The organism is Merdimmobilis hominis, from assembly GCF_900104615.1.
Classification (GTDB): domain Bacteria; phylum Bacillota; class Clostridia; order Oscillospirales; family Ruminococcaceae; genus Merdimmobilis; species Merdimmobilis hominis.
The window spans coordinates 1,605,128-1,631,844 of the sequence record NZ_LT629939.1 but is presented as its reverse complement, the minus strand read 5'-3'; the positions used below and the strand labels follow the sequence as shown (position 1 = coordinate 1,631,844).

At 51.6% G+C, this 26,717-nt stretch carries 23 protein-coding genes; 16 read left to right on the top strand and 7 right to left on the bottom strand.

What is annotated here, in order from left to right:
- Positions 1-32 precede the first annotated feature (32 nt).
- A complete protein-coding gene (locus BQ5353_RS12750) occupies positions 33-845 on the top strand; it encodes a hypothetical protein (RefSeq protein WP_143117193.1) in 813 nt (270 codons plus the stop codon).
- A 41-nt stretch (positions 846-886) separates the two neighbouring features.
- On the opposite strand, the gene BQ5353_RS07990 is transcribed toward BQ5353_RS12750, so the two are convergent.
- The 7 genes from BQ5353_RS07990 to BQ5353_RS07960 all read right to left on the bottom strand — a co-directional run bounded on the left by BQ5353_RS07990 (position 887) and on the right by BQ5353_RS07960 (position 5,634).
- Complete coding sequence (locus tag BQ5353_RS07990) at positions 887-1,873, bottom strand: CHAP domain-containing protein (protein ID WP_071427708.1); 987 nt, start codon at positions 1,871-1,873, stop codon at positions 887-889.
- Between the two features lie 159 nt (positions 1,874-2,032).
- Positions 2,033-2,467, bottom strand: coding sequence for an RNA polymerase sigma factor (locus tag BQ5353_RS07985; RefSeq protein WP_071427706.1), 435 nt, complete (start codon positions 2,465-2,467; stop codon positions 2,033-2,035).
- Positions 2,468-2,682: 215 nt separating this feature from the next.
- A complete protein-coding gene (locus BQ5353_RS13410) occupies positions 2,683-2,817 on the bottom strand; it encodes a hypothetical protein (protein WP_267888282.1) in 135 nt (44 codons plus the stop codon).
- A 92-nt stretch (positions 2,818-2,909) separates the two neighbouring features.
- Positions 2,910-3,611 (bottom strand): ImmA/IrrE family metallo-endopeptidase, encoded by a 702-nt coding sequence (locus BQ5353_RS07975; RefSeq protein ID WP_071427702.1) that lies wholly within the window; start codon positions 3,609-3,611, stop codon positions 2,910-2,912.
- A gap of 165 nt (positions 3,612-3,776) precedes the next feature.
- On the bottom strand, positions 3,777-4,169 hold the full coding sequence (locus tag BQ5353_RS07970; protein WP_071427700.1) for a hypothetical protein: 393 nt from the start codon (positions 4,167-4,169) through the stop codon (positions 3,777-3,779).
- A gap of 118 nt (positions 4,170-4,287) precedes the next feature.
- A complete protein-coding gene (locus tag BQ5353_RS07965) occupies positions 4,288-5,040 on the bottom strand; it encodes a DUF4367 domain-containing protein (protein WP_071427698.1) in 753 nt (250 codons plus the stop codon).
- A gap of 3 nt (positions 5,041-5,043) precedes the next feature.
- Complete coding sequence (locus tag BQ5353_RS07960; protein ID WP_071427696.1) at positions 5,044-5,634, bottom strand: RNA polymerase sigma factor; 591 nt, start codon at positions 5,632-5,634, stop codon at positions 5,044-5,046.
- Positions 5,635-6,131: 497 nt separating this feature from the next.
- Between BQ5353_RS07960 and BQ5353_RS07955 the strand changes: the two genes are divergently transcribed.
- The 15 genes from BQ5353_RS07955 to BQ5353_RS07885 all read left to right on the top strand — a co-directional run bounded on the left by BQ5353_RS07955 (position 6,132) and on the right by BQ5353_RS07885 (position 26,706).
- Positions 6,132-6,803: a hypothetical protein gene (locus BQ5353_RS07955; RefSeq protein WP_071427695.1), complete on the top strand. Its 672-nt coding sequence runs from the start codon at positions 6,132-6,134 to the stop codon at positions 6,801-6,803.
- Positions 6,778-7,485 carry a hypothetical protein gene (locus BQ5353_RS07950; protein WP_071427693.1) on the top strand — a complete coding sequence of 236 codons (708 nt, stop codon included), beginning with the start codon at positions 6,778-6,780 and terminating at the stop codon, positions 7,483-7,485. The genes BQ5353_RS07955 and BQ5353_RS07950 overlap by 26 nt, the downstream gene beginning before the upstream one ends.
- A gap of 401 nt (positions 7,486-7,886) precedes the next feature.
- On the top strand, positions 7,887-9,824 hold the full coding sequence (locus tag BQ5353_RS07945; protein ID WP_071427691.1) for a P-loop NTPase family protein: 1,938 nt from the start codon (positions 7,887-7,889) through the stop codon (positions 9,822-9,824).
- 82 nt (positions 9,825-9,906) lie between these two features.
- The gene (locus tag BQ5353_RS07940; protein WP_071427689.1) at positions 9,907-12,138 is read left to right on the top strand and encodes a cobaltochelatase CobT-related protein; all 2,232 of its coding nucleotides are present in this window, start codon (positions 9,907-9,909) and stop codon (positions 12,136-12,138) included.
- Positions 12,139-12,156: 18 nt separating this feature from the next.
- Positions 12,157-12,843: a hypothetical protein gene (locus BQ5353_RS07935; RefSeq protein WP_071427687.1), complete on the top strand. Its 687-nt coding sequence runs from the start codon at positions 12,157-12,159 to the stop codon at positions 12,841-12,843.
- 59 nt (positions 12,844-12,902) lie between these two features.
- On the top strand, positions 12,903-13,730 hold the full coding sequence (locus BQ5353_RS07930) for a PD-(D/E)XK nuclease family transposase (protein ID WP_071427685.1): 828 nt from the start codon (positions 12,903-12,905) through the stop codon (positions 13,728-13,730).
- A 30-nt stretch (positions 13,731-13,760) separates the two neighbouring features.
- Positions 13,761-13,979 carry a type II toxin-antitoxin system HicB family antitoxin gene (locus tag BQ5353_RS07925; protein WP_071427683.1) on the top strand — a complete coding sequence of 73 codons (219 nt, stop codon included), beginning with the start codon at positions 13,761-13,763 and terminating at the stop codon, positions 13,977-13,979.
- Positions 13,980-14,314: 335 nt separating this feature from the next.
- Entirely contained in the window at positions 14,315-19,267 is a 4,953-nt protein-coding gene (locus BQ5353_RS07920; RefSeq protein WP_071427682.1) for a DEAD/DEAH box helicase family protein, read from the top strand.
- Between the two features lie 602 nt (positions 19,268-19,869).
- The gene (locus BQ5353_RS07915; RefSeq protein WP_071427680.1) at positions 19,870-20,310 is read left to right on the top strand and encodes a hypothetical protein; all 441 of its coding nucleotides are present in this window, start codon (positions 19,870-19,872) and stop codon (positions 20,308-20,310) included.
- Positions 20,311-20,315: 5 nt separating this feature from the next.
- Positions 20,316-20,813: a hypothetical protein gene (locus BQ5353_RS07910; RefSeq protein WP_143117189.1), complete on the top strand. Its 498-nt coding sequence runs from the start codon at positions 20,316-20,318 to the stop codon at positions 20,811-20,813.
- 3 nt (positions 20,814-20,816) lie between these two features.
- On the top strand, positions 20,817-21,320 hold the full coding sequence (gene lepB, locus BQ5353_RS07905; RefSeq protein ID WP_071427676.1) for a signal peptidase I: 504 nt from the start codon (positions 20,817-20,819) through the stop codon (positions 21,318-21,320).
- A 15-nt stretch (positions 21,321-21,335) separates the two neighbouring features.
- Complete coding sequence (locus tag BQ5353_RS07900) at positions 21,336-22,676, top strand: hypothetical protein (protein ID WP_071427674.1); 1,341 nt, start codon at positions 21,336-21,338, stop codon at positions 22,674-22,676.
- Between the two features lie 288 nt (positions 22,677-22,964).
- Positions 22,965-24,209 (top strand): hypothetical protein, encoded by a 1,245-nt coding sequence (locus tag BQ5353_RS07895; protein ID WP_071427672.1) that lies wholly within the window; start codon positions 22,965-22,967, stop codon positions 24,207-24,209.
- 26 nt (positions 24,210-24,235) lie between these two features.
- The gene (locus tag BQ5353_RS07890; protein ID WP_071427670.1) at positions 24,236-25,534 is read left to right on the top strand and encodes a hypothetical protein; all 1,299 of its coding nucleotides are present in this window, start codon (positions 24,236-24,238) and stop codon (positions 25,532-25,534) included.
- The gene (locus BQ5353_RS07885; RefSeq protein WP_071427668.1) at positions 25,531-26,706 is read left to right on the top strand and encodes a beta clamp domain-containing protein; all 1,176 of its coding nucleotides are present in this window, start codon (positions 25,531-25,533) and stop codon (positions 26,704-26,706) included. Before BQ5353_RS07890 ends, BQ5353_RS07885 begins: the two co-directional genes overlap by 4 nt.
- The last annotated feature ends 11 nt before the right edge of the window (positions 26,707-26,717 follow it).

The following is a 26,717-nucleotide window of genomic DNA, read 5'->3' as shown; positions in this document are numbered from 1 at the left end:
CAATCTGGAAAAATTAAAAAGGAGAGATTTTAATGAAAAAAAGGATCTGGGCGGCAGTGTTCACTGTAATCATGCTCACAACAGGCTGTACAATCCGCATGGAATCTCCTGCGGAAGAGAATCGGCCATCATCTGTAATTGAGATGCCCTCATCTTCTGCTCCAGAAGATGAGCCGGAGAGTAGTTCACCATCATCGGAAGTCGAGGCATCAAATTCATCTGAAAGTAATAGCAGTTCTGTTGTGATAAATAATCAAGAAGATCCCAATACTTATAGTTCTTCAGATTCCACCGAGTCGGACTCGACTGATGCAGTTTTAAATCAGGATATCACCCCAGAATTGATGGCATTATTCACCGAAAAAATAAACAAAATAGCACCTTCTAACATTTTTGCCTCTAATTTCGATGATTCTAATTCGGATGAAGATGGATACTATCTTTATACGGCTGGATGCTATATACTAGGAGATAATTTGGAAAGCACATATCAATATGCTGTAAGAACCCTTCAAAATCAAAATTTTTATGATTATCCTTTTACACCGGCACGGATAATGGATCAAGCCTTACAGGAGTATTTTAAAATTCCATCAGATAATCTTCACGATATGATTGAAAATTATGATCCGGAAATTGACGGATATTGGGCACCTATGGGTGGAGGTGGCATCAGCTCAACGACAACCATTATAGACTGTAATATTAAAAATGGCATTGCAATATTGTCATGTGAAACTCGTACTGCTGCTTCTTCGGAAAATGATCCTGCAACATCTTCAACAGTGACTTTAGAATACTCTGAAGAATATGGCTGGCGTTTTCTTTCTTGCTCTGTTTTATAAAAAAATCCTGGGAGGGAAAGCCTCCCAGGATTTTTTCTGCTTTAAATGTCAAGGTGGACATAGCCTACGAAAGCGTAACTACCACGATCCATATCATCTCTCGGGAATCGCTTTACCTGGCCGTCAGTCGCATCCAGAACATTCATGGTGTAATCAGGGCCCCAGTTAGCCTCAGAAACATAAACATAATTACTGTCTACCTTCTCTACATAACCAACATGACCATAACTGCCTCCATCATCCCATACTGCGATGGAATTTGCTTTGGGAACGCTCGACTGCTCTCCATTGGTGATTCGATCATACCAATACTTCCCGTGAAGACCACCGGAACCAGAGAACTGAATCGTTTTACCGAGCACCTCGAAAGCTCGGCCATAACAATGCCAGGTGCACTGTGCTGTCCCATTACCCGGAGCATAATCTTCATGGAAACGGTTGAAGCTAGGCCCATAGCAAGCACGATTGTAATTAAGGGTAGAAGGTCTTTGGCCAACAGTGATTGTGCCATTACCTTCGCCTTCATCACCTGGTTCAGGGGCAGAACCTCCATCCAGCCGAACCGGCAGCCAATCCTGGCTGTCGTCGGTCAGACCTCCGTTGTAGAAGTAAACGTTACCAGCCGCATTGACATCCTTACCGCCGGAAGTACCGTTGCTGCCCTGGTTGGCAGTCAGATACTTGTTGGAATACTCCTCCAGCTTAATCTGGATGTAATCGCCGTCCGACTCCTCGATCTCAATGTAAGAGGTCTCGGAAGGCGCATAGACATGCGCGTTGTAGTTCTTCACAGTCGAAGAACCGGAACCGGTGTAGAGATCCAGGGCCAGATTCTGATTGCCCTTGCACACGAGATACGCATGGCTGCCAGACTTCATGTAAACCCACTGCTGGCAAATGTCATCGTCATCCGAGGTCCACAGGCAAACATTGGCAAGAGAAGCAGGGCTGTTGCCGTACACATTCAGAGAACGGTTAGGATCAGCACGGTTCTCAAACCGATAAGTCGCACCATTTACAAGTGCCATAGTAATCTCTCCTTTTTAAAATCATTCAGTTTTGAAAGTCCTTTGCTTTCCGGCACTCTGCGGCGAGCCGTCCTAGCCGGGGCTTTCGCTTCCTTTGAGGAGCTGTTAAAAACCCCTCTATCTTATATCCTAAAAATCAGCCCAATCCGGGAGAGTTTTTCAGATTTTCTCAAAATATTTTTTCAGCTTCTTGATGGCGCTGTCCCTTCTCCAGCGGATGCTGCTCTCATCGAGGCCTTCCAGCTCGGCTATCCGCGCAATGGTAAGTCCCTGGAAAAAGAGCTGATGGAGCACTGTGCGCTCCTTTTCCGGCAAAGTATGAAGGGCTTTGTAGAGTTCCGCATACTCTTCCTTCTGCTCCACTTCTTCTTCCGTATTTGCTGAGGACTGGGCAGCGTCCAGGGGATCGAGTTCTCCGTCGGCATCGGTGAGACTGCTGGCAGGATAAACCCCGAAATCACGCTCGCGCTCCTCCAGGTAGCGTTCCTTCCGCTCCCCGCCGTACCAGGCTTCATAGACCTCCCTCGTGACCTCAATTTTCTGGCCGTTCAGATTGATGAAATACTTGTCGCGGATTTTCTTGTGTCGTGCCATGATGTTTTCTCCTTCCGGCCGCGAGGAGCCGGGAAGGGAAAACTAATAAAGCCGCCAGGTGGCCCAGACGTATCCAAAGCCACAGTTGAAAAGCCCTTTTTGCAAAGGGTTTTCGTTGCGGCTTTGGAAGTCCAGCCATCGGCGGCTCCGTGCACGGCGTCATTTTCGTTTGTGTGGATATTCGTACTCAGCCTGCCTAACCGGCAGGTATATGATCAGAACCGTCGGGTTCTTCTCATATTCACCAGGTCAATGATGACCTCTTTCCCGCAGTGCTTACAGCGGGTCTGGATGTGACCGCTGGCATCGTCAAATACGATGATAGCGCGGCGCCGGCAGTACGGGCACATAATGTTTCTCTGATTATGCCCGACCACATCCAGCTCGGCTTTTCTGATCTTCGCCAACATCTGAGGCGTTGGCGGTACAAATTGTCTTTTCTTCATGCAGCCACCACATCCAAAGGATTTCGATAATCACCGGATCTCTTCTGCTCCAGAAGTCCCAGCTGTTTGAGGCGGATCAGCAAAGCAGCGTGCGACACGCCAAGGAAGCGGCTCATATTGTCCAGACGCCGGTACTCCTCCGGCGGGAACCAGTCCCCATAGCGCGTCAGCTTATTATCAGGGGTAAAAAGGTATACCACGCGCCTCACAAGCTCTTCCGGCATCAGCAGCGCGGCACCAAGGGCATCTGCCTGCCACTCATTCCAATCTTCATGGGTTTTCAGCTCCCGCAAAGAGAACGCCCGCCGGCAGGAATAAGGCCGGCAGATTTCTTCCCGTGCCACAGCCGATTCATACCGGTAGAGGATCTGATGAGCGCACTCGTGAGCCAGAGTAAAGCGCCGGCGGCCTTCATTGGCGCCCCGTTCCCCGGGCTTCAGGGATTTGGCCAGGAGGACAGTATTGGAATTAAGTTGAATATCCTGGCCTTTTAAGTGCAGGCAGCACTGTGAATAGGCGGTCACGCCCAGGATTTCGGAATCCTGGGGAAAATCCATGTAGGAAACATCCAAGCCCAGATATTCAGAAGCCAAGCGGTCAACGTCAACCGGGCTGAATGGAGTCAACACACTCCCACGATAATCAGTGATAATGCTGTCAGCGAGCAGTTCCATATCGGTTCTGGAAAAAGCAATCAATCTCTCAACCTCCCATTGTTGCTTTTCGTGTGGATTTTCCGGCGAAGATAGGTTACATCATCGGGATCGCCCCCTTTCAGTGGATAAAAAACTCAGGGTATGGCAAGCGTCGTTTTGCGCTGCACACCCTGAGTTTTTATGAAATTGTGAGAGGAACACTTGGGTTTAGTCGATATATGCTACGTCGTAGTCGATTTCGTTGTTATCTTCGTCATAGACGAAGACCTCAGCTTTCAGCCGGTACTCATAGGCGGGGTTGAGGTTATCGGCCTCGCCCACCGCAGAGTAGGAGCTGCTGGTCGTATGCCTGGCAGTCAGCACCCGGTCGGTCTTATAGGTACGGCCTCCATCGCTGGAGCGTTGTAAGGTGATGGTGGTCATGGATGAGTCCTGTCCATCCAGCGACACATAGGCCTCCCCGTACACCGATGTCGCACCAATATCCCCGTCAAAGGTAAATTGGCGGATGTAGGCATATCTGGCGTAGGCTACGCTGGTAGCTGCCGTCATAACCATCAGGGCAAGGCCCAGGCTGAGAGCGCGCTTCATTGATTTCATGTGATTGCCTCCTTTAGTCCTCTCATAGAATAAGACGGGAGACAAGGCAAAATGCAACCGATAAAATAAAAAATGAGGGAAAAGTTTTCACCATCCCCTCATTTTCGTAATTCTGGCCCTATGGAGTTTGAATCCCCTGTGCAAAACGGAGCACCTCTTCCTCGTTGAGATTGGAGATCACCGTCAAAACAGTCCCATCTGCGTTCCAGACGATCTGAATAGATCCGTCTTTTTCAACCAGGAGCCCTTCGCTGCTTCCTATCGCAACGCTTTCAATCCGATTCGCATCCTCGGTGTCCACGCGGATTTCCGCGCTGCCGGTAGGATCGATCTGCCGGAAGGTCAGGTACAGTTCCTCATTGTCCTTTCCAATATAGGATGCGTTGACACTGTACCGCAATTTTTCAATCTGATCTAATTCCATTTGGTCCGGCACATAGGACGGAACATAAGAAGCGGCATTGGAGATATATTCAGCATTATTTTCTTCTCCCTGCTGCAGTTCAATTTGCGAATATCTTTCGTGTTGTTCAACAATCAGCCGATAGAGCGCTTCGCGTATATCAGCTGAGGCAAAGACCACGGTGCCGGTTCCCATGATAAACACCATAAACCACACAGCGACCTTTGAAATAACAGGGGAAATTTTTCGAATAGATGATTGGAACACTTTTTTTCTTTCGCCCTGCCGGATCATTTTTTCAATGCGGCGCAGCTGATCCGCAGGCGGGGAAGCGTATTCTCCCCTTTGGACCATCTGCTCTTTTTCCTCGATCAGTTTACGCCCTTCAATCTCCAAAAGTCCCAATAGTGCCAAATTAAATAGTTCGTCTTCTACCTTTAAAAGCTGCTGCTCATTATTATAAATCATCTGTCATCCTTCTCCTTTTTCCTTTTTGATTGCAGCCCAAGTTTTTCGTACCTTTTTTCTTGCTCTTGACAGTGCCATCCGTACTGAATTTTCTTGTATCCCTAAAAGCTCCGCGATTTTTTTGTCGCTATAGTCAAAATAATGTTTGTAGAGGAGGACATCACGACTTTTTTGGGGAAGGGCCGCCAGAACCCCTCCAAGAAAAAGCATGGGATCTTCTTCGGTAAAAAGACCGGTATAGTCTTCCCATACTTTATCCTCATCAGCTCCTTCTAAAATCCCTTTATCTTCAATGGCTTTTTGCTGTGAAATCATTTTCCGGCAGTAGTCAGTGGCGCAGGATTGTACCGTTTTGACACCGTAAGCTACCAGCTGAGGATCGCTTAATTTTGAAATCGTATCAATATTCTGGATCATTTTGGCCATCGCATCCTGAACCATATCTTCAGCCAAATTGGAAGAACCCCCAATATGGAATTGCTTCAAAACAAATTCTGCTTTGGCTTTCAGCAGGCCATAATACTGCAAATAGAAGGCGGACAGCCGGTTGCGGTCAGATTCGTCTTCGATTGCCTGCAGCATAAGGAAAATCAAATGTATCACCTCTCATAATAAAAGACGAGGAATCACCGCATTTGCAACACAAATTTACTGATCCTCAGAAAAAATAAAAAGCCACCCATTCCTTCCTAACTTTTCGAGGCGGAACAGGCGGCACCGGATAGACATGGCCGGACTTTTTTGATGCTGGTCAATACAGGAATGTACGGGAAAGATGGATGGTAACAACGGCAGTCCGACCGGCGGGAGAATAAGGAAAAGACAATGCTTTCCTTCTCTATCATCATACCATATTGGCAGTAGAAATCAAGTGCCGGCCCTTGACACGATACAAAAACGGGAGTACACTTCAGGTATTCCATGAAAGTATCCGCTGCTCACCGAAGCAGTAAAGTAAGGCCTCCCGTCCCTGTTGACAGCTGGCCGGTGTGAAACCTAACGGCACGATTGCGCCCTTCTGGGCGCGACCGTGCCTTTTTTCGTCTATAAACCATCAGCCGTTTAGGCACCTAAAGAAAGGGGAACCAACAATGCCATGTAATGTGATCCTGGATCTTCGTCCGGCAGCAGAAAGATTTGTCTTCTCAAAAAGCGGAAAATCTGCAACGCTGCCCTGTGTTTTTTCAGGGAAATACAAATCAGAGAACACGATCGACATCGAACTTGTCATTACCGGCCGTTCCGGCTTCGCAGCTGTCAAAGAGCAGGCTGAAGAGCTGGAAAAAGGGATTGCGGAAGGCAGCCTCCTGCGTGTAATTGGAGTTATGCAAAGGATCGCTTATCAGGACCGCGACAGCGGCCAGGAAATCGACCAGCTTCGTGTCTACGCCCTGGATGTGACCTTCAGCGCGGAAAAAGAGCCCATCTTTTCTGTTGCCCAGATGGAAGGCGGTGTGCGCAAACTTTCCGATACCGAGATCTTCAAGGATCATGGGGACTATCGGAAAGTCGCGTTCAGCCTTTTCTCCAATCCCTCCTCAGACTTTGACCGGGAAACCTATCTGACGGTTTACTGCACCGGATACGGTGAAGTGGCTGACAAGGTGGAACGGTTGAAATTAAAGGACAAAGCGCACATCATTGCGCAGGGAAAACTGGAAGCTACCGCATTCGGCGTTCTGGGACTCAAGTTATTCGATGTAAATTATGCAAAAATCGGAAAGAAGGAAATAGAAAATGACCAAAATGAATCAAAAAAGTAAGCCGTTCGGCTCGGGCCTTTTGGTAAGGCTCCTTTTGGCAATGGTGGCCTGTCGGATTGCCGTCGCGCTGCCAACTGTTGTGTTAGTGTTTTTGCTGATCTTCGCAGCGGTGGGACCCTGCCGGGTCTATTTTAAGAATGCCGTTTCTTTCGCCAAGGCTATGCTGCAAGCCCCTATACTGGGACTTATGGCCCTTTGGGATCGGGTGTCCGACCGGATCGGCAGGTTCTTTAAAATTGGCGCTCAGATCTGGAATATGGACAGCCGGGAATTTGAGGAAAAATTCTCTGGCAGTTCCGATGAACCATCGCCGGACGCTCCCCATAACGAAGCGCCGGCCATGCAGTTCATACCAGAACAGCTGTGCAAACGGGAACTATCGCCGGAAGAAGCCCAGAGCCAGGCGGAAGCCTGGTGGAATTCCAAGGATGAGGAAGACGGCAGCACCGGCGAATCAAGGCTGATGGAGCTGCTCTCCTGCATTGCCAACGAAGACCCAAGCATCCACACCTGTCTCCTGAATGATCACGAAGAGCTTCGGTTGCCAACCGAAGCTCTTGTTCTCTCAAAACTGATTGAAATTTTCCGGGAGAACGGGATCGCGGCGGATTTTACCGCCGACGAGCAGGTGATCGTCAGCTGGGGGCAGGATTCCAATGGCGTGGAAGTCGGGATGGCTTAAAATGCAAGACGCAGCTTTCACAAAATAGGATTATCCAATATTATTCTGCAAATTGCTGCTGGAGAAAAGCCTGTTGAAGCGCTTGTCGGTTGGATTTCAGAGCACGAGCTGGGATAGACCATACTATCCCGGCTTTTCTCATTCACAAGCCCTTGACACGATACAAAAACGGGGGTACACTTCAGATATTCCATGAAAGTATCCGCTGCTCACCGAAGCAGTAAAGTAAGGCCTCCTGTCCATACTGACAGCTGGCCGGTGTGAAACCTAACGGCACGATTGCGCCCTTTTGGGCGCGACCGTGCCTTTTTTATTGCCAATTCAAGGAATCTTCCCTTTGGTCAAGGGAAGGGGCCTTTCCATATAGATCATACCAAAAACCAAGAAAAGAAGGAGATTTTATGCCAAAGAAAACACTTTATTCGTTGCTGACAGACCTTACGACGCCCGCCGAACTGATCGACAATATGAAGCCGTTTTTCGCCGCTTCTTTGGACAGGTTAGGCGTTCCGGCTTTTGCAGCAAACGCAATCGCGAATGTATTCGGCCAGAATGAAACCGCCTGGTTCCGGCTTTGGGAGTCCAAAAAGAATCCCGCCTCTCTCGCCACATCCAGCGCTGGTTATGCTGCCGATGAAGTCGGCCGGTATTTCTTCGAGTACGGCAGTCCCGCCCATCTTGACGGCAGGGCTTACATTCTGGAATACTCCAGATTTGAAAAGTTCGAGCTGCGGGGAATCGTGTGGAACCATCTTGAGGAAAAATGGGATAGTATGCGTCTGGAAGATGCCGGAGCAAAGGAAGCGATCTGCGCTATGCTCTTTGCCATCATGCAGTATGAGAGCAATTCCAGCGGCTTCGCCATGATAACGGCTGGCTTTGCCAGGGAATATCGTCTGAAATTTCCCAGCGGCCCCGCCCGTGCAGAAGATATTTTAGGGGAACTGTTTCTCCAGTTGAAGGATCAGATAAATCCTGCAACGAGAGCGGCGTATAATGCACCGTTTCAGGTAGACAGTTCTTACCTGAACGCCCGGGATGGATGCCTGAAAGTGCTGCTGCGGAATGAAAAAATCGGCTATGTCAAAACTGAGGAACCGACTGTTATGTTTGCCCCGGATATGCTGCTGATGCCATTGTCGGAAAATAACGCTGCTTTGGAGCAGCAGCATCTGTTCGTACTGGAAGGCATCTTAAAAACGGTACGATCCGATTGCCCAGTCACGGTTGAACCCAACATGTACCCCATCGATCCGGATCGGGTTTACGATGATGAGGATCGCAGCCGGCTGCTCACCATTCCGGACTGGTATGTACCGGTTCCGGCGGTGATGAACATCGCCAAAGCGGTGGCTGGTTCGTCCATCTTTAGGAAGCCCTTCCGCAACATCATGATGCGGGGACCGGCCGGTTCCGGTAAAACGGAAGGCGCCAAAGCCCTGGCATCCATGTTCGGCAACCCCTATGGGGTCATTACCGGGCACGCAGAGCTTGAATTTTTTGATCTCACCTCCAACCTGATCCCAAACACTGAATCCAAAATCACTACCGACGCTGAGTTGTACGATTACCTCCTCTATGCGTTGCGGGACAGCGGCCTTGCTCTGCCCAGCTTTCTCGAAATTGCCTCTATGCCGGATGTGGTCTATGAACAGATCACCGGCATAGAAAACGAAGAAGCTGGCGAAGCAGAATGTTTCGCGGCGCTGACGGCCAAGCTGATCAGCGTTTGCAAGAAGGATGTCGGGCTGTTCAGCGGTGAGAATTCCAAGTTCAAGGTGGTCTACTCTGACCTGGCCATGGGATTCCAACGCGGCTGGCTGGTGGAGCTCCAGGAGATGAACACCATCCTCAAGCCTGGCGTTCTGGTAGGCCTTAACAACATCTTAGAGAATGGGCAGCTCCGTCTCCCCACCGGCGAGGTGATCCAGCGGCATCCCGATACCGTCATTGTGTTTACCCAGAATGTCGGCTACGCCGGTACAACGGATGGCAACCAATCGGTATACAGCCGTATCGAGGTCAAATGCGATCTGAATCACCCCAGCGAAGATGAAATGGTGGAGCGCATCCGAATGCACGTCCCCGAGATCACTGAACAGGCTTGCCGCACTATCGTCCAGACGGTGCTCCGTATCCAGGACAACTTCTCTGCGGAGATCGAAGGTGGGAGTGTCGGCACCCGTGAGGCAATCAACTGGGCCAAGATGACGGTCCTTCTCGGCGGCGATATGCGCGCTGCAGCGGAACTCACCGTTCTTCCCTCTGTGGGCGAAGACCCCGATGATATTGCCCTGGTGCGTACCTGCATCCACCAAAGCATTGAAGAACTTGAATAACCAACATGTAATCCCCTTTGCGTGCGTACAATCGACCAGTTGTGCGCACATATCAGGGGATTTTTCATTAGGAGGAAAGTCTATGTCAGAAAAGAAACGGCTGGAAGCCGAATACCGAAAAACAATCATTACCCCGGCCACCATCCAGAAAGCCCTGATGGATGCCCGCGCCGGCCTCAGCGATCGGGACATCTTCTGCAGCGCGGCGTATCAGCGCCAGCTCAGCAGCCTGGGAGCCTATTTGGTTGGCCGTACCGGCCGCAAGGACATCCACGCCCTGCCTAGGGTTATCTGGGATGAAAAGCCAAACGCCGTGACTGCCTACACAAATAATATCACTGTGGTCATCAATGCGGCTTATCCTGCGATTCAGAAACTCTCGCGCCGGAGCGATCGGAACTATTGTGTCATGGGATTAGCCTGCCATGAGTTTGCCCATTGCCTGTTTACGGACTTCTCGCTGTTAAAAACACAGTGGGAAACCTGGACTTCTGGCAATATCTATCCACCTCGGCATCGGGTAACTTCTCAAAACGAGCATGGCCTGGAAGGAATCCAGGCTGCGCTGGAGAAAGGCCCCCGCACCTGTAAAGCGATTGCAACGCTGTATCAGGATCTGGACAATGTGCTGGAAGACGCCTACATCGAACGGAGTATTGTGCTGCTGCACCCTGGGGACACCAAAAAGTCCCTGCGGATCCTGAACCAAACTTTTTTCAGCGGCGATTTTATGGAATCTTTGCGAGAAAATCCCGACTATGCCCAGAGGCGGTGGAGCGTATTCCAAAACGCCCTGCTCACGCTGCTCAAAATAGGCAGTGTTGAGATTGACCCTGCATTTAGCGAAGGGATTGCAGACATCCATAACCGAATCGCTCGGTTGTCTCTCCAGGTCAATCGTGAGGTGGAAAATTCCAATGCTCTGGCCCGCAAAGAGCTGGCACTGAACATCATGGCGGAAAACTGGGACCTTATTGAGGAACAGTTGGGTCAAGAAACGCAGCCCGATCAGGAACTTCAGGAGCTATCCGACGAAGAACTGGCCGGCCTGCTGGAAGAAATCCTTCAGACGATCCTCGAAGGCCCCGGTTCCGACCATCAAGACCACCCGGACAGCAATTCCGGGCGGCCGCTGCGGGTTTTCATTGAACTCCCTTCCCCCTCCCAATCGGAGGAACAAGAAGGCGAGGGCAGCGGCCCTTCCGGCGGCAACGGGCAGGATGGAGAATCTGAAGCGGAAGGGAACTCCGGTGATGCGAAGCAGGCCACTCAGGAGAGCGGTAATGAAGATAACAATCAGACGGCCGATGCAACCATCCGCATTGAATCCGCAAGCGATGCGGGCAGCAGCGATGGCTCATTCGGGAAAATCCTGAACAATGTGGAAACCGATCTGGCGAAAGATACCGCCCATGAGAAGGTTGAGAACCAACTGAAAGACACCCTGCAAAAAAACGCCAATGAATCGGCTGAGGGTGATGATTACCGTATCGTGGTAGATCGCTCTCCATCCGTACCGGAGGCAGGCATCCAGCGGTATGACTACATCTGGCCCAAGATCTCCCCTGTTTCCAAGTCACTCAAGAAGGAACTGCTCAAAATCCTCCGTGATCGTAGACGGGGAACTAAGCTCACCGGCCTTGCTTATGGCCGGCGGCTGGATACCCGAAGCCTGTACCGGACGGACGAGAAGTATTTCACCAAGAACCGGCTCCCAAACGATCGGCCCCAGGTAGCCACTGCCCTGCTCATCGACCAATCCGGTTCCATGTGCAGTAGTGCGGTGGACAGCAGCGGGCAGAACCTGTTCCAAACGAAGATCCAGGCCGCCAGCAATGCAGCTCTGGTCCTCTATGATTTCTGTGTGGATTTGGACTTTCCGGTTATGGTAGCCGGCCACACAGTCGATTGGATCCAAAAGGCGGTTGTGATGGAGGTCATGGCGCCGTTCCAGAAAGTAGACAAGGAGGATAAATACCGGATCTGTGCTGCCCAGGCATTGGACGGCAACCGGGACGGTACTGCCCTCAACTACATGCTCTCGGAACTGAAGAAGCGCCCGGAGGATTTGAAGCTGCTCTTTATCATCTCCGATGGCCTGCCGGCGGATTACCGCAGCATGGAAGAAGGAGTGGCACACCTGAAAGCAGTGATGGAGGACGCCAAAAAATCCGGCGTGCTGGTCTTTGCGGCCGCCCTGGATGAGGACATCCCCCAGCTTCAGGAGATCTACGGGGAAAACCTCTTTGAGGTTTCCGACCTGGCCCGGATGCCCAAGACTTTGCTGAACACCATGAAACGATTTATCAAGTAGCAAGAAGGAGAAAACATCATGAGCAAAAACGAAAAGCGTTACGACACCGATGTGACCCAGATCGCCTTTATCACCAACCGGAAAACGCTGGTGGCGGCCTGTGATTATCTTCAGGCCCCTGACCTTGACGGGGACCCGGATAAGTGCCCGGCGTCTTTGCACGCCCGGTACAGCCGGATCAAGATCAATGTGACCGATTTTGATAAGGAACCGTCGGTCTTTCTGAGCTACAATCTGGAGCCGTCGGAGATCCGGCTGCTTTACCAGAAGATCTGTATGCTCAATATGACCGACCGGGACTTTGAGTGGGGAACCACGAAAGACTTCTCCTCTTTCGGTTCCAACCGGATGGAGATGATCAAGGTCACGCGGCAGCCCAAACGGAATGACCAGAAGGTCAATTATCCCTGGACCATCGCCATCACAGCCGGTACGTCAGCCGGGGGAAAATTCCAGCCGGAGAAATCCGTAAAAAAGTTCCTCTCGGATGACGAAATTCAAAAGTTCTTTGGTGACATTCTGGCCTACATCTCCGTATGGGAAATCACCCTCGGGGCACCCTTCATCCGCAACACCATCGAGCCTTACAAGGCCCGGCGGCGGAAAGAACAGAAGGCCAGAGCGAAAGCAAAGCGGCAGTCCGGCGGCAATTCGTATCCGCCAGAGGCGCCTGACTTTGAGGAGTTTGAGGACGAACCGCTCTGATTCCGGTTAGATTGACGAACACCAAAAAATCATATACAATACAAGTAAGAGGTGATCCCATGGATTGCGAAGAGAAACGGAGAAAACTCTTAAATCTTGTCCAAGAATTCCGCCTCATTGACGATACTTTCATGACGGTGGTATTCAAAGACAAAGAGTGTACGCAGCTGTTAATCCGCTGTTTGTTGCAGCGGGACGACCTGCAGGTTGTGGAAGTCTTCACACAGCGCGACCTGAAGAATTTGTGGGGCCGCTCTGTCAGGCTGGACATCCTGGCCACTGACAAAACCGGCGCCATCTATGATATTGAGGTGCAACGGGCTGACAGCGGCGCTTCCCAGAAAAGGGCGCGGTATAACAGCAGCCTTCTCGATTCCAGTATCACCGAACCGGGTAGGAAGTACGAGGAACTGGTGGAAACCTATGTCATCTTCATCACTGAGAACGATTATTTTGAGCAGGGCCTGCCCCTGTATCATATCGAGAGGGTGGTGCAGGAAACCGGCGCATCATTTGACGACGGGGAGCACATCCTGTATGTAAACGGGCAGTATCGGGGAAACGACCCGGTAGGCTCGTTGATGCACGATTTCTTTTGCAAAAGACCAGAGGAAATGAACAATGCTGTACTGGCCGAGAATGTCCGGTACTACAAAGACGATCAGGAAGGAGTGGACTATATGTGCAGAATTTCTGAAGAGATTTGGAACGACGGTAAAGCCGAAGGTAGAGCCGAAGGTAAAGCTGAAGGTGAAATCAGTGGCATCGCAAGAGCCGTCAAGCGTCTTATGGAGAAGCATGACTTCTCCTTTGCCCAGGCCTGTGAGGAGGCAGGTGTCACCAAGGATGAGCGACCTGCTGTGGAGAAAGCGCTTCACCTGTCCTGACATGAAGGCTTCATACGCGAGGTAGCAGCCATGAAATCATTGAGTAAATACCTTTCATTGCCCTACCGGATGGAAATTATTCCAGACCCCGAGGGCGGGTTTGTAATCTCCTATCCAGATTTGCCGGGGTGTTTCACCTTTGGCGAAACGTTGGAAGAGGCAGTTGCCAATGGGAAAGACGCAAAGAACGAGTGGATTGAAGCCGCTTTCGTAAGCGGAATTCCAATCAAAGAACCGGATAGCATCTGAATCTCGTTCTATCCCCTAATAAAAAGCCCCGCTTCGGCGGGGCTTTTTTCTATGCTCAGATTTAGGGATCCAGCGCTAGCAATACCCTTGACACGATACAAAAAGCGGCATATACTTCAGGTATTCCATGAAAGTATCCGCTGCTCACCGAAGCAGTAAAGTAAGGCCTTTCGTCATTGACGCTTGGCCGGTGTGAAACCTAACGGCACGATTGCGCCCTTTTGGGCACGACCGTGCCTTTTTTATTGCCAATTCAAGGCCTGTCCCTTCCTGGTCAGAAGGGATGGCCTTTTTACATAGAGAAAAGCCAAAAACCAATGAAAGAAGGAATTGTCATGACAAAAAACCAAGCGCCTGCTATGAAGCAGGTATCTTTCGAGGATTTATTCGGTCTGCTTTCAGGCAATGAATGTAGTCAGTCCGGTATCCTCACCCTGGATGACCTGAACCAAATGGATTGGGAAGCCATGTTCGCAGAAGAAGACGATGATCCCACTTCCTTCGCAAATGATTCTGAAGCGGAGGAAACCGTTCAGAGCACTCCGAAAAAAGCCCCGCTTATCGAGTGGGACAAGGAGGCGGAACAGGATCTGCCGACAGTGCAAAACCTTATCATCCGCAAAGGGAAAGCAAAGGTGTTTTCGCCTTCTGCCGAACCGGAACCGATTGTGGACGGAGCGGATCGGGTCAAAGCGAATATTGACGCGATCCTTGAGGCAAAACGCCTTATCCTGGCAAATGAGTATGCCGATACTGCCAGCCAGGAGATCCTTGCCGCTTATTCCGGCTGGGAAGGGATCCCTGTTCAGGAGCATCGGCACACCTTGGAAACCCATTTCACGGACGAAGAAATTAACGAGTTTGAATCGCTCCCCCAGTACCCTTATGCGCCCAGCCATATCGTGCGTCGCGCCGTTTCCGGTATCCTGAAGGCTGCAGGCTTCCAGTCTGGGAACATCCTGATCCACGGCGCCGGAAACGGCGCCATTCTCCGCTCGCTGCCCAAGAAGCTGGTGAAGACCAGCCGCGTGACGATTGACGCCACAGACAGGCTGAGCGGTGACATTCAGTCGCTGTTATTCCCCACCAGCGAGATCACGGCAGAGGACGACTTTCTCCAGGACAGTTATTACGACCTGGCGATCACAATGGCCCCTTCCTATCCAAAAGGGACTAAGATCCTTCGCGGCAGGAAGGGCGGCGGCCTGGAACTGCCCAACTACGCGGCTTCCATGCTGCGATCCGTCAATGCAGTACGGTCTGGCGGCCTTCTCCTGGTAATGATGGACAGCAAAACAGTGGATCAGCTGTGGAGGGAGGTTCCCTTTATCCTTTCAGCAATCCCTGTCCGGCTGGTGGGCGGCCTGCGGATGGATTATGACGCTTTTGGCAACGGGTGTTGTTACGACATCCTGGTGTTTACCAAAGCCCGAAAAAAATCCGCCCTGGACACCGCTCAGTTTCAGCCTTCCCGCGGCCACATTGCATATTATGAAGAACACCCCGAGTGCATGATCGGCGAATTTGTCCCTGAAATGAAAACGCCTCAATCGGTCGAACCGGTTGATGAAAGCAACCAGGTCAAGATGTTCCATGCCGCCGTAAAAGGCTGGGGATGTGATGGGATCTATCAGGAGGTAGAAACGGATGAGGAAACGGAAGATGGGCAAAGCCTTCCGGCTGTTCCCGGCGTCAAAAACTTCGGGATGGTTCTCATCGGCGGCGAGGTGTACCAGCGTGTGGACAGCCGTATGATTAAGCAGAAATTCACCGGCCGTTCTCTGGAGCGTGTGAAGGGTATGATCGCCATTCGCAACCAGGCCCGGAAAGTAATTCAGATGCAGATTGCGGAGTGTACCGATGAAGAGTTGGAGCCCGAGCAGGAAAAGCTCAATCTTTTCTACGATCAGTTTGTAGAAGAATTCGGGCCTCTCACCAAACCGGTAAACCTCCGACTCTTCCGTGAGGATGCCGAAGCCTCTCTTCTCACCTCTCTGGAATACACGGATGAGGAAGATGTGGTCCACAAGGCCGACATCTTCACCAAACGCACCATCAAGATGCGGAAAGCCATCACTTCCTGTGATACTCCGCAGGAATCTCTCTTTGTCTGCCTGGACCACAAAGGATGGGTAGACATCCGCTACATTGCCGGCCTGTGCAAAATGGATGAAGCTGACGTGCTGCAGGAGCTGGCTGGCAGCCAGATCTTTAAGAACCCCGCTGCCAAAAGCGAAGAGGACGAATGGCTCACCAGCGACCAGTACCTGAGCGGCAATGTCCTTCAAAAGCTGGAGGAAGCAAAAGCCACTGCTGCCGCTGATCCGGCTTATGAGCCCAATGTAAAAGCACTGGAAGCGGCCCAGCCGCCGCTGATCCCGGCGGAGGATATTGATGTCACCCTGGGTTCCCCCTTCCTGTCCCCCGATTACGTTTCCCAATTCCTGTTTGAAAAGATTGGGAAGAAAAAGACTGGACGCGGGCCCAACAGCTTCCTCATTCAAAAGAAGGCGAACGGAGGATACAAGATCAAAACCTACTGTTACATTGCCGCTACCAACCCGGAATTCTGCAGTGTTTACGGCACGGTGGAATATAACGCGATTTGGCTGACCCAACGGTTGATGAACAAGTATGAAGTAGTAGCGACCAAAGAGGAAACGGACGCCAGCGGAAAAATCCACAAGGTCCGGGATCATGAGAAAACGGTCATCCTTTTGGAAAAATGCCGCCTCATCGAGGACGCATTCCGTGAGTGGATCTTCCAGGACCCCACACGGGAAACAGAAATCGTTTCGGCCTATAACCAGCAGTACAACAATGAGGTGGTTCCTAAATATGACGGAAGCCATCTGACCTTTCCAGGAATGACCGCTGCCATTGAGCTCAAGCCGCATCAAAAAAACGCAGTATACCGGATCATCCGGGAAAACGGCGCCTTGATCGGCCATACAGTGGGCAGCGGAAAAACCATCACCCTGTTGGCTGCCGGAATGGAACTCAAGCGTCTTGGAAGGATTAACAAACCCCTCTACTTGGTCCCGAACAATCTCTTGCCGCAGTGGGGAGGCGAGATGATGCGCCTTTACCCCTCCGCCAACATTTTGCTGGCGGATCCGGCCGACATGCGCAAAGCACGCCGGAAACGGTTCCTCACCCGCATGGCATTGGGGGATTATGACGCCATCATTCTCGGTTCTTCCTCGTTCAGCCTGATTCCGACCCCGACAGATTCTGTGCAGAAGACCATCTGGCACAACGCCGAACTGATGCGCCGTGTGCGGTTCTCTGAAAACAGCCGCGTTACCACAGCGGATCTGGTTACACCCCGGATGCGGGAGGACCAGGCCCAGAACTTCCTGGCGAACCAATCCGCGGATTATAACCTGGAGGAACTGGGAATCGACTATCTCTTTGTGGACGAGTCGCACGAGTTTAAAAACCTCTACTGCCCCACCGGCGGGAACGGACTCCGCGGCGTTTCCAATACCGCTTCGGCCAAGTGTACCGACCTCTACTATAAAACCAAATACCTGGCAAGTCTGTATGGCGGGAAGGGCGGCTTCACTTTTGCCACCGGCACGGCGATCGTCAACAGCATTACCGAGCTCTATTCCCTCCAGCGGTATTTCCAGGAAGACCTCTTGATCGAAAAGAACATTTTCGGTCTGGACGACTGGCTTGCCCTCTACGGCAATATTACGACCGATTGGGAGCTGCCGCCGGAAGGGCTGAACGAAAATGGAGAAGGGTTCCGTCAGGTAAGGCGGGTTTCCTCCTTCAAAAACGTGCCTGAACTCATGAAGATGGTCTTGCAATTCCTGGATACCGTCACCAAAGACCAGATCCAGATGAACACGCCGGATGTGGTTATACAAACAGTCAGCTGCCCTGCCAGCATTGAGCAGAAAGCCTATATGCAGGAGCTGGTAGAGCGCGCCAACCTGATCCGTCAGGGCCGCACCAAGAAAAATAAGGACAATATGCTGGCTGTTACGGTGGATGGACGGAAAGCTGCTTTGGACATCCGCACGGTCCGTCCCAGGGCGCCTGAAAGCAAGACCAATAAGGTGAACCAGTGTGCCGATAGGATTTGGGAATTCTATCAGAAGTACCAGTCCCTGCGTGCTACACAGGTGGCCTTCAGCGACATCTCCACCCCGAATCAGGCTGGTTTCAATGTCTATGACGCTTTGAAACAGAAGCTGGTGAAGCTGGGGATCCCCGAGGACGAAATTGCCTTCGCCCACGATTTTAAGACTGCCAAGCAGCAGACCTCTATGCGAATTAAAATGCAGTCTGGCAGGCTGCGTGTGCTGATCGGATCGACGGCCACCATCGGCCAAGGGGTCAATATCCAGAACCGGCTCATTGCCCTCCATAACTTGGACGTGCCGTGGACGCCGAAGGATATTGACCAGCGGCAGGGGCGGATCGAACGGCCCGGCAATATGCACACGACCGTCTTTGTGTTCAACTACGTCACAGAAGGGTCGTTTGACAGCTACATGTGGCAGCTGATTGAGCTCAAGGCGAAACTGATTTCCCAGGTGCTGCGCGGTGATTACTCGCATCGCACGATCGAGGACAGCGATACCAAGGTGCTGACCTATTCGGAGATCAAAGCGATCGCAACCGGCGATACCCGTTTTCTCCAGCGCGCCAAGCTGGAAGGCGAGATCGCCAGGCTGGAAACCCTCAAGCGTGGATTTGACTCACAGCGCAGCCGTCTGAAACAGGATGTGCATATCAACATCCCACATACCATCCAGTATCTGAAGGAGCTGATCCCCAGGCTGGAGCAGGATGCTTCCCATCTCAAGTCATATTATGGGGATCCTGTTCTGGAATGTGACGGGAAAAGCTATCATCTCAACAACAAGGAGGAATGGAGCGAGGCTATTAAGGTGCTCGGCCCAAAAGTTGTGAAACTAGAGCAGGGAGATATACTGGGGAAGTACAATGGAATGGAGATCGTGGCAGTCAGACAAGACGCCGTATCTTCGTTCTTTGCTGCCAAGGATTACACGATCGCCCTTCAGGGGAAGGCAACACACAGGCTGGATCAGGATCGCATTATTTTCAAGGGCATCTCTGTCCTGAAGCTCTGTGACGAGATCGTAAACGGCATCCCGGATTCCCTGAAAGAAAAACAGGATAAACTCAGATCCAACGAACTCGCTCTCAAATCCGCTGAAGCATTGCTCAGTGAGCCGTTTGAACAGCAGGAGCGGCTGGATCAACTCAAGGAGGAATATGCTGAACTGACCGAATTGCTGACGGCATAAGCCGTTCAAAAGCAGAAAAAGCCTCCCTCGTGGAGGCTTTTTTTATTTTGGTCGTTTTTTCTGTTTTTTTTACTATAATGATAGTAGACGGATATGTGGGCGTGGTGTAATGAGCACGCCGGAGGGCCCAACCGGAGGTATGGGGTCGCCCCCCATCGCACGCAATAATGGCCTGGGCCGGGAACCAGGCTGAAAAAATGATTATCTGTCCCGGCAAAACGCTCCTGTCTTAACCAGTTCTCTCCCTGGGAAAAGAGATGGAGTGGACACCTGTGAACGTGTCGGAAGCCCTAAAGGGAAGAAGGCTGGCTCGGAGTTCAGTGCGTTGTTCGGCCTGAGCCGGAGGGACAGGGCAAGCCGGTATGGGTTAAGGCCGGCATAAGGCGCCTGGAAAACCAGGCGCTCTATGGGGTTGAAAGGTTTATCAGGGTTCGATTCCCTGCGGCCCCGGTTTTTCAAAACAAATCGCATTCCCAGCTTGAGAGACGGGTAGTCACAATAGAAATGCAAATGGTCCTTCTTCCACAAACCTTCCTTGCTCATTCTATTGCCCCGACTGATTGCCCGTCTCTGAGGCTGGGATCTTGACAGGAGATGATACTATGCCGAAAGAACGGCCATACAGCCGCCGGATAGTGGAAGACAAGCTGTTCCGCTTCCTGCTTTCTGCCAATAAGATGACCTATAAGGATTTTTACGAGCTATATTGCAGGGAGGCTTCCGAGGTCGATACCTCCTCCGGGAACAGGCCAAGTTATAGCGGCTTTATGGGCTGGCTCACAAACTATGGGTTGAAATTCCAGCGTATTCCCGGCTTTTTGGACTTGCTGGGCTACCGTCTTGTGGTAGTCCCCAAGGACGCCGCGGTGAAGGTGAGCTATCCAGGCAACACCGCGGGAGCAATCCCATCAGCCAGTGAGCAAACGGCCGTCGGCATCCAAGCTGCCGTATTCGATAAGGCGTCCGGTATTATGACAATCGACCGGATTGAGAGCCCCTACACCTTGACCCTCAGAAGTCAAAAATCCCGGAAGGAGGAGTAATTTTGATGAAGCGGATCCACACAAATCTTCGAGCCTGCCTTCAGCACACCAGGCGGTATTACGGCCAGTTTTTCACGCCCCGGAACCTTTCCGCTATTGCGTTGGCGTCTGCTGCTGTAACGGTATCGGCGGTGGGGCTGAATGCCGTTGTCGCCAAAGCGGACGTGGCCAAGTGGATGGCGGAAGATGTTTTCAATGAAGAGATTTACGATGGCAAGTACGACTATATCCGGAATGAAGACGCGCCGGAGGAATCCGAGTACAGGTTCCATCTCCAAATGCCCATGATGCTGGAGGGCTATTTAGATTCTTCCAATTATGTCTCAAACGGTACTTCCGATCCGGCGCATCCCAAGCTGGATGAGTCTTTGAAAATGACGACTCAGCCGGATTTCTTTCACGCGGAGGACTTCGAATTGCCCAGCGATGAAGAATGGGAGGAATCTGCAGGGGACGCCACCGAATTTGTGGAGGACCGGCCGCCTAAATCCGGTCTGGAGTAAGGTATGACGCAGCATCCAGTTCACACGGTTTCTTTCGGCAAAGCTATCGTATTGCTGGCGTTGGCTATGTTGATTCCCACCATTCTGTTCCAAGGCGTATTTATGCTGATGTATGTCCCCAGCGAAAGCATGTCGCCCACATTAAACAGCGGCGATGTCCTTTTGGGCAGCCGAGTTTTTTCAGAACTGGAACGGGGAGATATTGTCGTCTTTGAAAAGGATGGCTCCATGCTGATCAAGAGGATTATTGGCCTTCCCGGCGAAGAGGTCCGAATTGCCGATGATGGGACAATTTTTGTTGACGGTAAAACCCTTCGGGAGGAATATGTGTCATTCCAGAGGGAGGGCCAGGAGCAGATATTTCAAGTTCCAGAAGGCTGCTACCTGCTTCTGGGGGATAACCGTCAGCACTCGTATGACGCCCGGTACTGGGAGAACCCCTACATACCAGCGTCCGCAATCCGGTCAGTCGCAAAAAGAAAACTATTTTCCCTTCCACATTTCTAAAAAGGAGATTGTCAAATGAAAAAGCTATCACCCAAAACGCTGGCACTGCTGATTGCAGCGGCAGCTGTCGTCGCAATCGGCGCCTTCCTGCTTTTAAAGCCGTCCTCTGAGCCAACGGAGGAGCCAGGCAGTTCGGAAAGCGAGCCTTCTTCTTCCCTCTCCAGTGAGCAGGAAGGATCGTCTTCCCAGGTATCGGAGATCCCGGATATTGATTCTACCAACCAGGATTATGAGCAGCCCTACCCGGAAGTGGATTTTTCCAACCTCTCCCCCACAACGCTGACAAAAGAAGAGGTTGACCGGAATATTGAGGAGATGCTTCCGAAGTTGTTGGCCCTTGACGAGCAGACCATCGAACAGCAGGTTTCACCGCGCACCTTCGGCGGGGAATATAACCCCTTTCGGCTGATGCTGGACACCTGTCTGGCGGACGAGGCGATCGGCGATGCGTTCCGAAATATGGGGAGTGCCACGACCTATGAGATACTGGAAATCAGAGGTGATCCCAGCCAGTCCAATTTTGTTACCGTTACACTCGCTGTCACAACGCCCTACATGGCCTCCAGAGCACCTGAGCTTGCGGCAGGGGAAGATTCCGCATACGATCAGGAGATGACCTCTTTCAAAGCCACAGGGGCGGCAGCGGCGATTTCTGCTATGGATATGGGCAGTGTTCCGGCAAGCACAGATCTTGTAAAGCTGGAGTTCCTGATAGAAGATGATGTGCCCATGCTGTATTATCCCACATCCTATACCTATGGCGATGAAATCCCCCAGTATGCGTTCTTCTGGGGCGCTGTGGAGTTCCAGGGCACCCGCGGCGGTGACCTTCTGCTCAAAAACGATTATGGCAACGCACGGGAGATTTCCGAAGCTGCTTTCGGCAATGAAGACTTGGTTGAATATCTGAACACGGCAGTGGATGGCATTCAAAAGAGCGATATGGACGCACTGGCCACACTTTCCTTTGGCGGGGACGATCTGGACAGCCATTTCGCCATCAGCTCCACCTATCCCTCCTATCAGCGAAAATTTGATGATTATTCCGGTATGGAGGAGGCGATGAAAGAACGTATGGCTTCTTTGGAGTGCAGCCTTCGCTATTTCATCTTAACCAGCACAGAAACAGGCAGCCAGAGCGCGGCTATTGAAATGACGGCTTCCGTTGTCGATCCATTCACGGGGGTCAGGGTCTACAAAACGCTGTTCCGCCGGTTTTCCGATGTGGACAACCTGAGCAGCTATAACGGGGTTGGGTTAAATAATTCCGTCTCTGACCTGATTGAATTTGCCATGGGTGGAGACTCCATAACAGCGGAGGACCGGATGCTTCTGGAGGAGAGATTGGGAAAATAACGTGTTAAAAAGAATTAAAAAACAAAGATGTGTTGACACGATACAAAAACGGGGGTACACTCTAGGTATTCCATGAAAGTATTCGCTGCCCACCGAGGCAGTAAAGTAAGGCCTTCTGTCCATGCTGACAGCTGGCCGGTGTGAAACCTAACGGCACGATTGCGCCCTTTTGGGCACGACCGTGCCTTTTTTATTGCCAATTCAAGGGCTTTCCCTGGTCGGGGGAAGTCCTTTTCACATAGAGAAATAGAAACCAAAACCACAAAAGTAAGAAAGTGAGGACTCACAATGACAACAGAGAAGAAAATGGCGTCCCCCTATCGCGGCAACTGCGAAGCGCTGAAAGCCATCAATGAAGTTCCTATCGACATTTCCCTTCTGGCACAGGAATCTACCCCTGCCTTTGAAGGCGAGCCGGTTCGGAAATTTTTCCCGGTCCGCTCTCAGGTAACTTGGTTCCGGCTGAAAAATGGGAATGCCGGCACAATCCAAACAGACATCGTTTCCCGCGATGAGTTCATGGTTGTCATGAAGGCGACTGTGACCATTGACGGCGTAGCGATTGCCAATGCGTTTGGCTCAGCAGATACTCAGACCGACGGCCAGAACGGTGACGGAATTAAACTCATTGAAGCGGCGGAATCGCGTGCGATCGCTCGTGCATTGGACTTTGCCGGCTATGGATGCCAGCTGGATCTGAACACTTTCGGGACAGAGGAACCGCAGGCTGCAGAAACAGCACCAGCTGGATCGCCGGATGAGGCGGCGCCTACAGAGGTTCCCGCTGCCCCGGCTCAGCCAGGGGTCATGACTGGGAAATCAAAAGTAGATGCCAATGCGCCCTCCGAGATCATTGATATTCATGATCTGGAGGCTGCCGCACCGGAAGAGCAGCCGGAAGAAAAGCCGGTGAAAAAGAGACGTTCGAAAGCCGATAAAGAGGCCACGGTTCCTGTCTCAGATCCTCCCGCTGATGTGGGCCGGGCTGATGAAGCCCCTGCCCAGCCGGTTGTGACAGAGGATGCTGGCCGACAAGAGTTGAGCGATCCAGTGGCGCCGGAGGGACCAGAAAAAGGCGCCTCCCTCCAACCCGATACTGAAGCGTCTCCTGTTGAGCCGGAGCCTGAAGACCCGCGCACAGCGGAAGAAAAGGTTTGGGATTATATTATGCTGGCTATGTCCGGTAATTATCCAGACCCGCAGTTGGATCCGCGATTCTTCAATGAGCAAAATCAGGATGTGGATGCGTTCTTTATCAACGGCAACAACGGTGAATTTGCTACGAAAATGCGTAATCGTGATCTCCAGCTGGCGATTAACTTCCTGGAAAACGATCAGGACTTGGTAATGCAAATCCGGTATCCCTCCACAAGGGGCCAGTTTGCCGGCCGCACATTTGGTGAGATCTACGGTACGCTGGGAACCAATATTGCCAACCAGGCCGTAGAAAACTGCAAAAATCTCTACCATGGGAAAAATGTTCCCGCCTACGCGGCGACGCTGCTTTTGGTGGAGATGATGAACAAACGATAATCGAACACTGAGGAGGGAAAGCCGGGATGTTCGACCAATTTTCAATTTTCGATGTGATAAGCATCGTGGGGCTCGACGCCGCTCGGATTCGCTCCAATAGTGGTTATTATGATTGCCCAATCTGCGGGGGGAAGAAAAAGCTCAATGTCAATGTCAGCAAAGGACATGGCGGCGTCTGCCGATGCGCAAAGTGCGCTGCCGGCGGTGATAAGCTGGATCTTTTCCTCCTGTTCCACAATCCCAAGCTGGTGCCGACAAGGAGCAGCTCTCAAAACGGCGCCTTCTACTTCCGACCGTCTGAAGAAGATCGGAAATGGGGTATGAAGGAACTGGAACGCATCTTGAATCTCAGCCGGAAAGACCCGGCCTATATGAACAAGGTGCGCCAGGTGCGGCAAACAGCTGTATCAGCCGCTAACGCGGCTTCCAAAATCAGTTCCCCAGAGCAAAGGAACGCTGTCTATACTGCATTTCTGCGGCTTTTGAAGCTCTCGGCGCCACACCGCGCTTCGCTTCATGAGCGAGGGCTGACCGACAGGGATATAGACCGGATCATGTTCCGGTCTACCCCCTTGTTCGGCCGGACGCAACTGGCACAGAAACTGGTTGCGCAGGGACTGGATTTGGAAAATGTACCGGGTTTCTTCAAACTCTCACAGGTGGACGAATCCACTGGAGAAGTAAAAGAGAACTGGAGTATTTACTGCCCGGATCCCGGGTATTTTGTACCTATCCGCAATAAAGACGGATTGATCGTCTCCATGCAGATCAGGCTCAATAAGCCGACTACGGCAAAAGATAAATACCGCTTCTTCACGAGTGGACGTGAAAGCCTGAAGAGCGGCATCAGCGCCGTAAGTGAGATCCATGTGGAGATGGGTAAGGAACCGCTGAAGTATGTTTATGTCACCGAAGGCCCGATCAAAGGGTATGTGGCCAGGGCGCTGTACCAGAAACTCTATGGGAAGGATGACCTATGCGTTCTCTGCGTAGTCGGAACCTCCAATTTTGGAGGAGTCCGGCCGCTGCTGCAATGGCTGATGGAAACCAACCCTGTGGAGCAGATTGTGGAATTCTATGATCTTGATAAGTTCACCAATCCCTATGTGGGAAGGGACAGGGATAACCTGGAACGGGAGATCAAGGAAAGCATTCTGGAAATGCGCCAAAAATTGAAAAAAGAATATGCCACTGGAAAGCCTCTGCCGAAGTTTTTCTCCCATAGCAAAGGGAAATACCTGGGCAAAGGCGTCGATGACCACCTGCTTGTGATATATAAGCAGCATCACTCTGGCCGACTTCCAAATGAGGAGGAATCACTGTGAGTACACCTAAATTATTCGAGATGGATTTTGATAAAGCGTTCTCCGCTGAGGTCAAACGCTTGGGAAATCTGGCTACCCAGGGTTCCTATGCGATGCTTCGCGGGGAAGCGCCTGACCGCCTGATTGTCTGCTTCTACGGCAAGGAGGTGCAGAGCCGGAGCTGCTTTGAGTATCCGGTTCAAAATGAATTTACCGTTTTTGCCAATGCCAAAGACATCCTGGATCTGCTGAAATCTTTCCCGGAAGGGAAGCTGTCAGTCCGCGATAGTATGCTGACGCTCAGTGCCGGGAAAACGCGGATGAATCGGGCCCTTCCGCCCAGCATCCCCGAACCGGTATTCCCGGAATTTCCGGCAGAAGGGCTTTCCGGGCTCCCGCAAAACGTCTTTGAAAATGCCGCTCTTGCCGCCTACGCTGCCGCCCAATCGGCACACGAAGACTCTACGGAAAGAGTAAGCATTTTGCTGACGCACGACCGTGTTTCCATCACTGCGACAAACGGCCAGATCGCTGCTTGTGTGGAATCGCCGGCAGATTATACCGGCGATGGAACTGAAGAATATCTCCTCCACCCTCGCGTGATAACGGCACTGGCGCCGCTTTCAATCAAAGAAGACGCGCCGGAAATCCTGATCGGCAGCGACGGCCGCCGGTATCTGCTGCGATTTGGAGAGTATGAGATTACCGTCAGCATTCCCAGTTGTGCTTCCAGGCGTTCCAGCATAGATGCCGTTATAAAGGCTCTTTCCCCAACGCCATGCCTGGATGCCGTTATCGACGCATCCAGCTTGACGCTGTTCCTGGAGCGCGCAAAACTTCTGGACAGCAGCGCCAGAAAACAACCGGTATTCCTGTCCGCTGATAGCAGCAAAGGCTGTGTGGAAGCGCACTATGAAACCGGTCTTGGAAACATTGAGGATGTGCTTCCCGCCCAAACCGGCGGCAGCCTTCCGAAAGCGGTAGTTGCCATAAGCCCCCGAAACCTTTCCGAAGTTTGCTCCCATCTTCAGCTTCCTGTTATGCAGATGAAGATTTACGGCCCGAGTTCCCCTTTGGTCGTAACGGAGCTTGCAGGGAAAAGCAAGATTACCCATATCGCCCTCCCCATAGTGGTAAAGCAGGGCGCTTCTGAGGATGATCTACCATTTAACGTCAACGATTGGGACGAATAAGCCAATCGAAA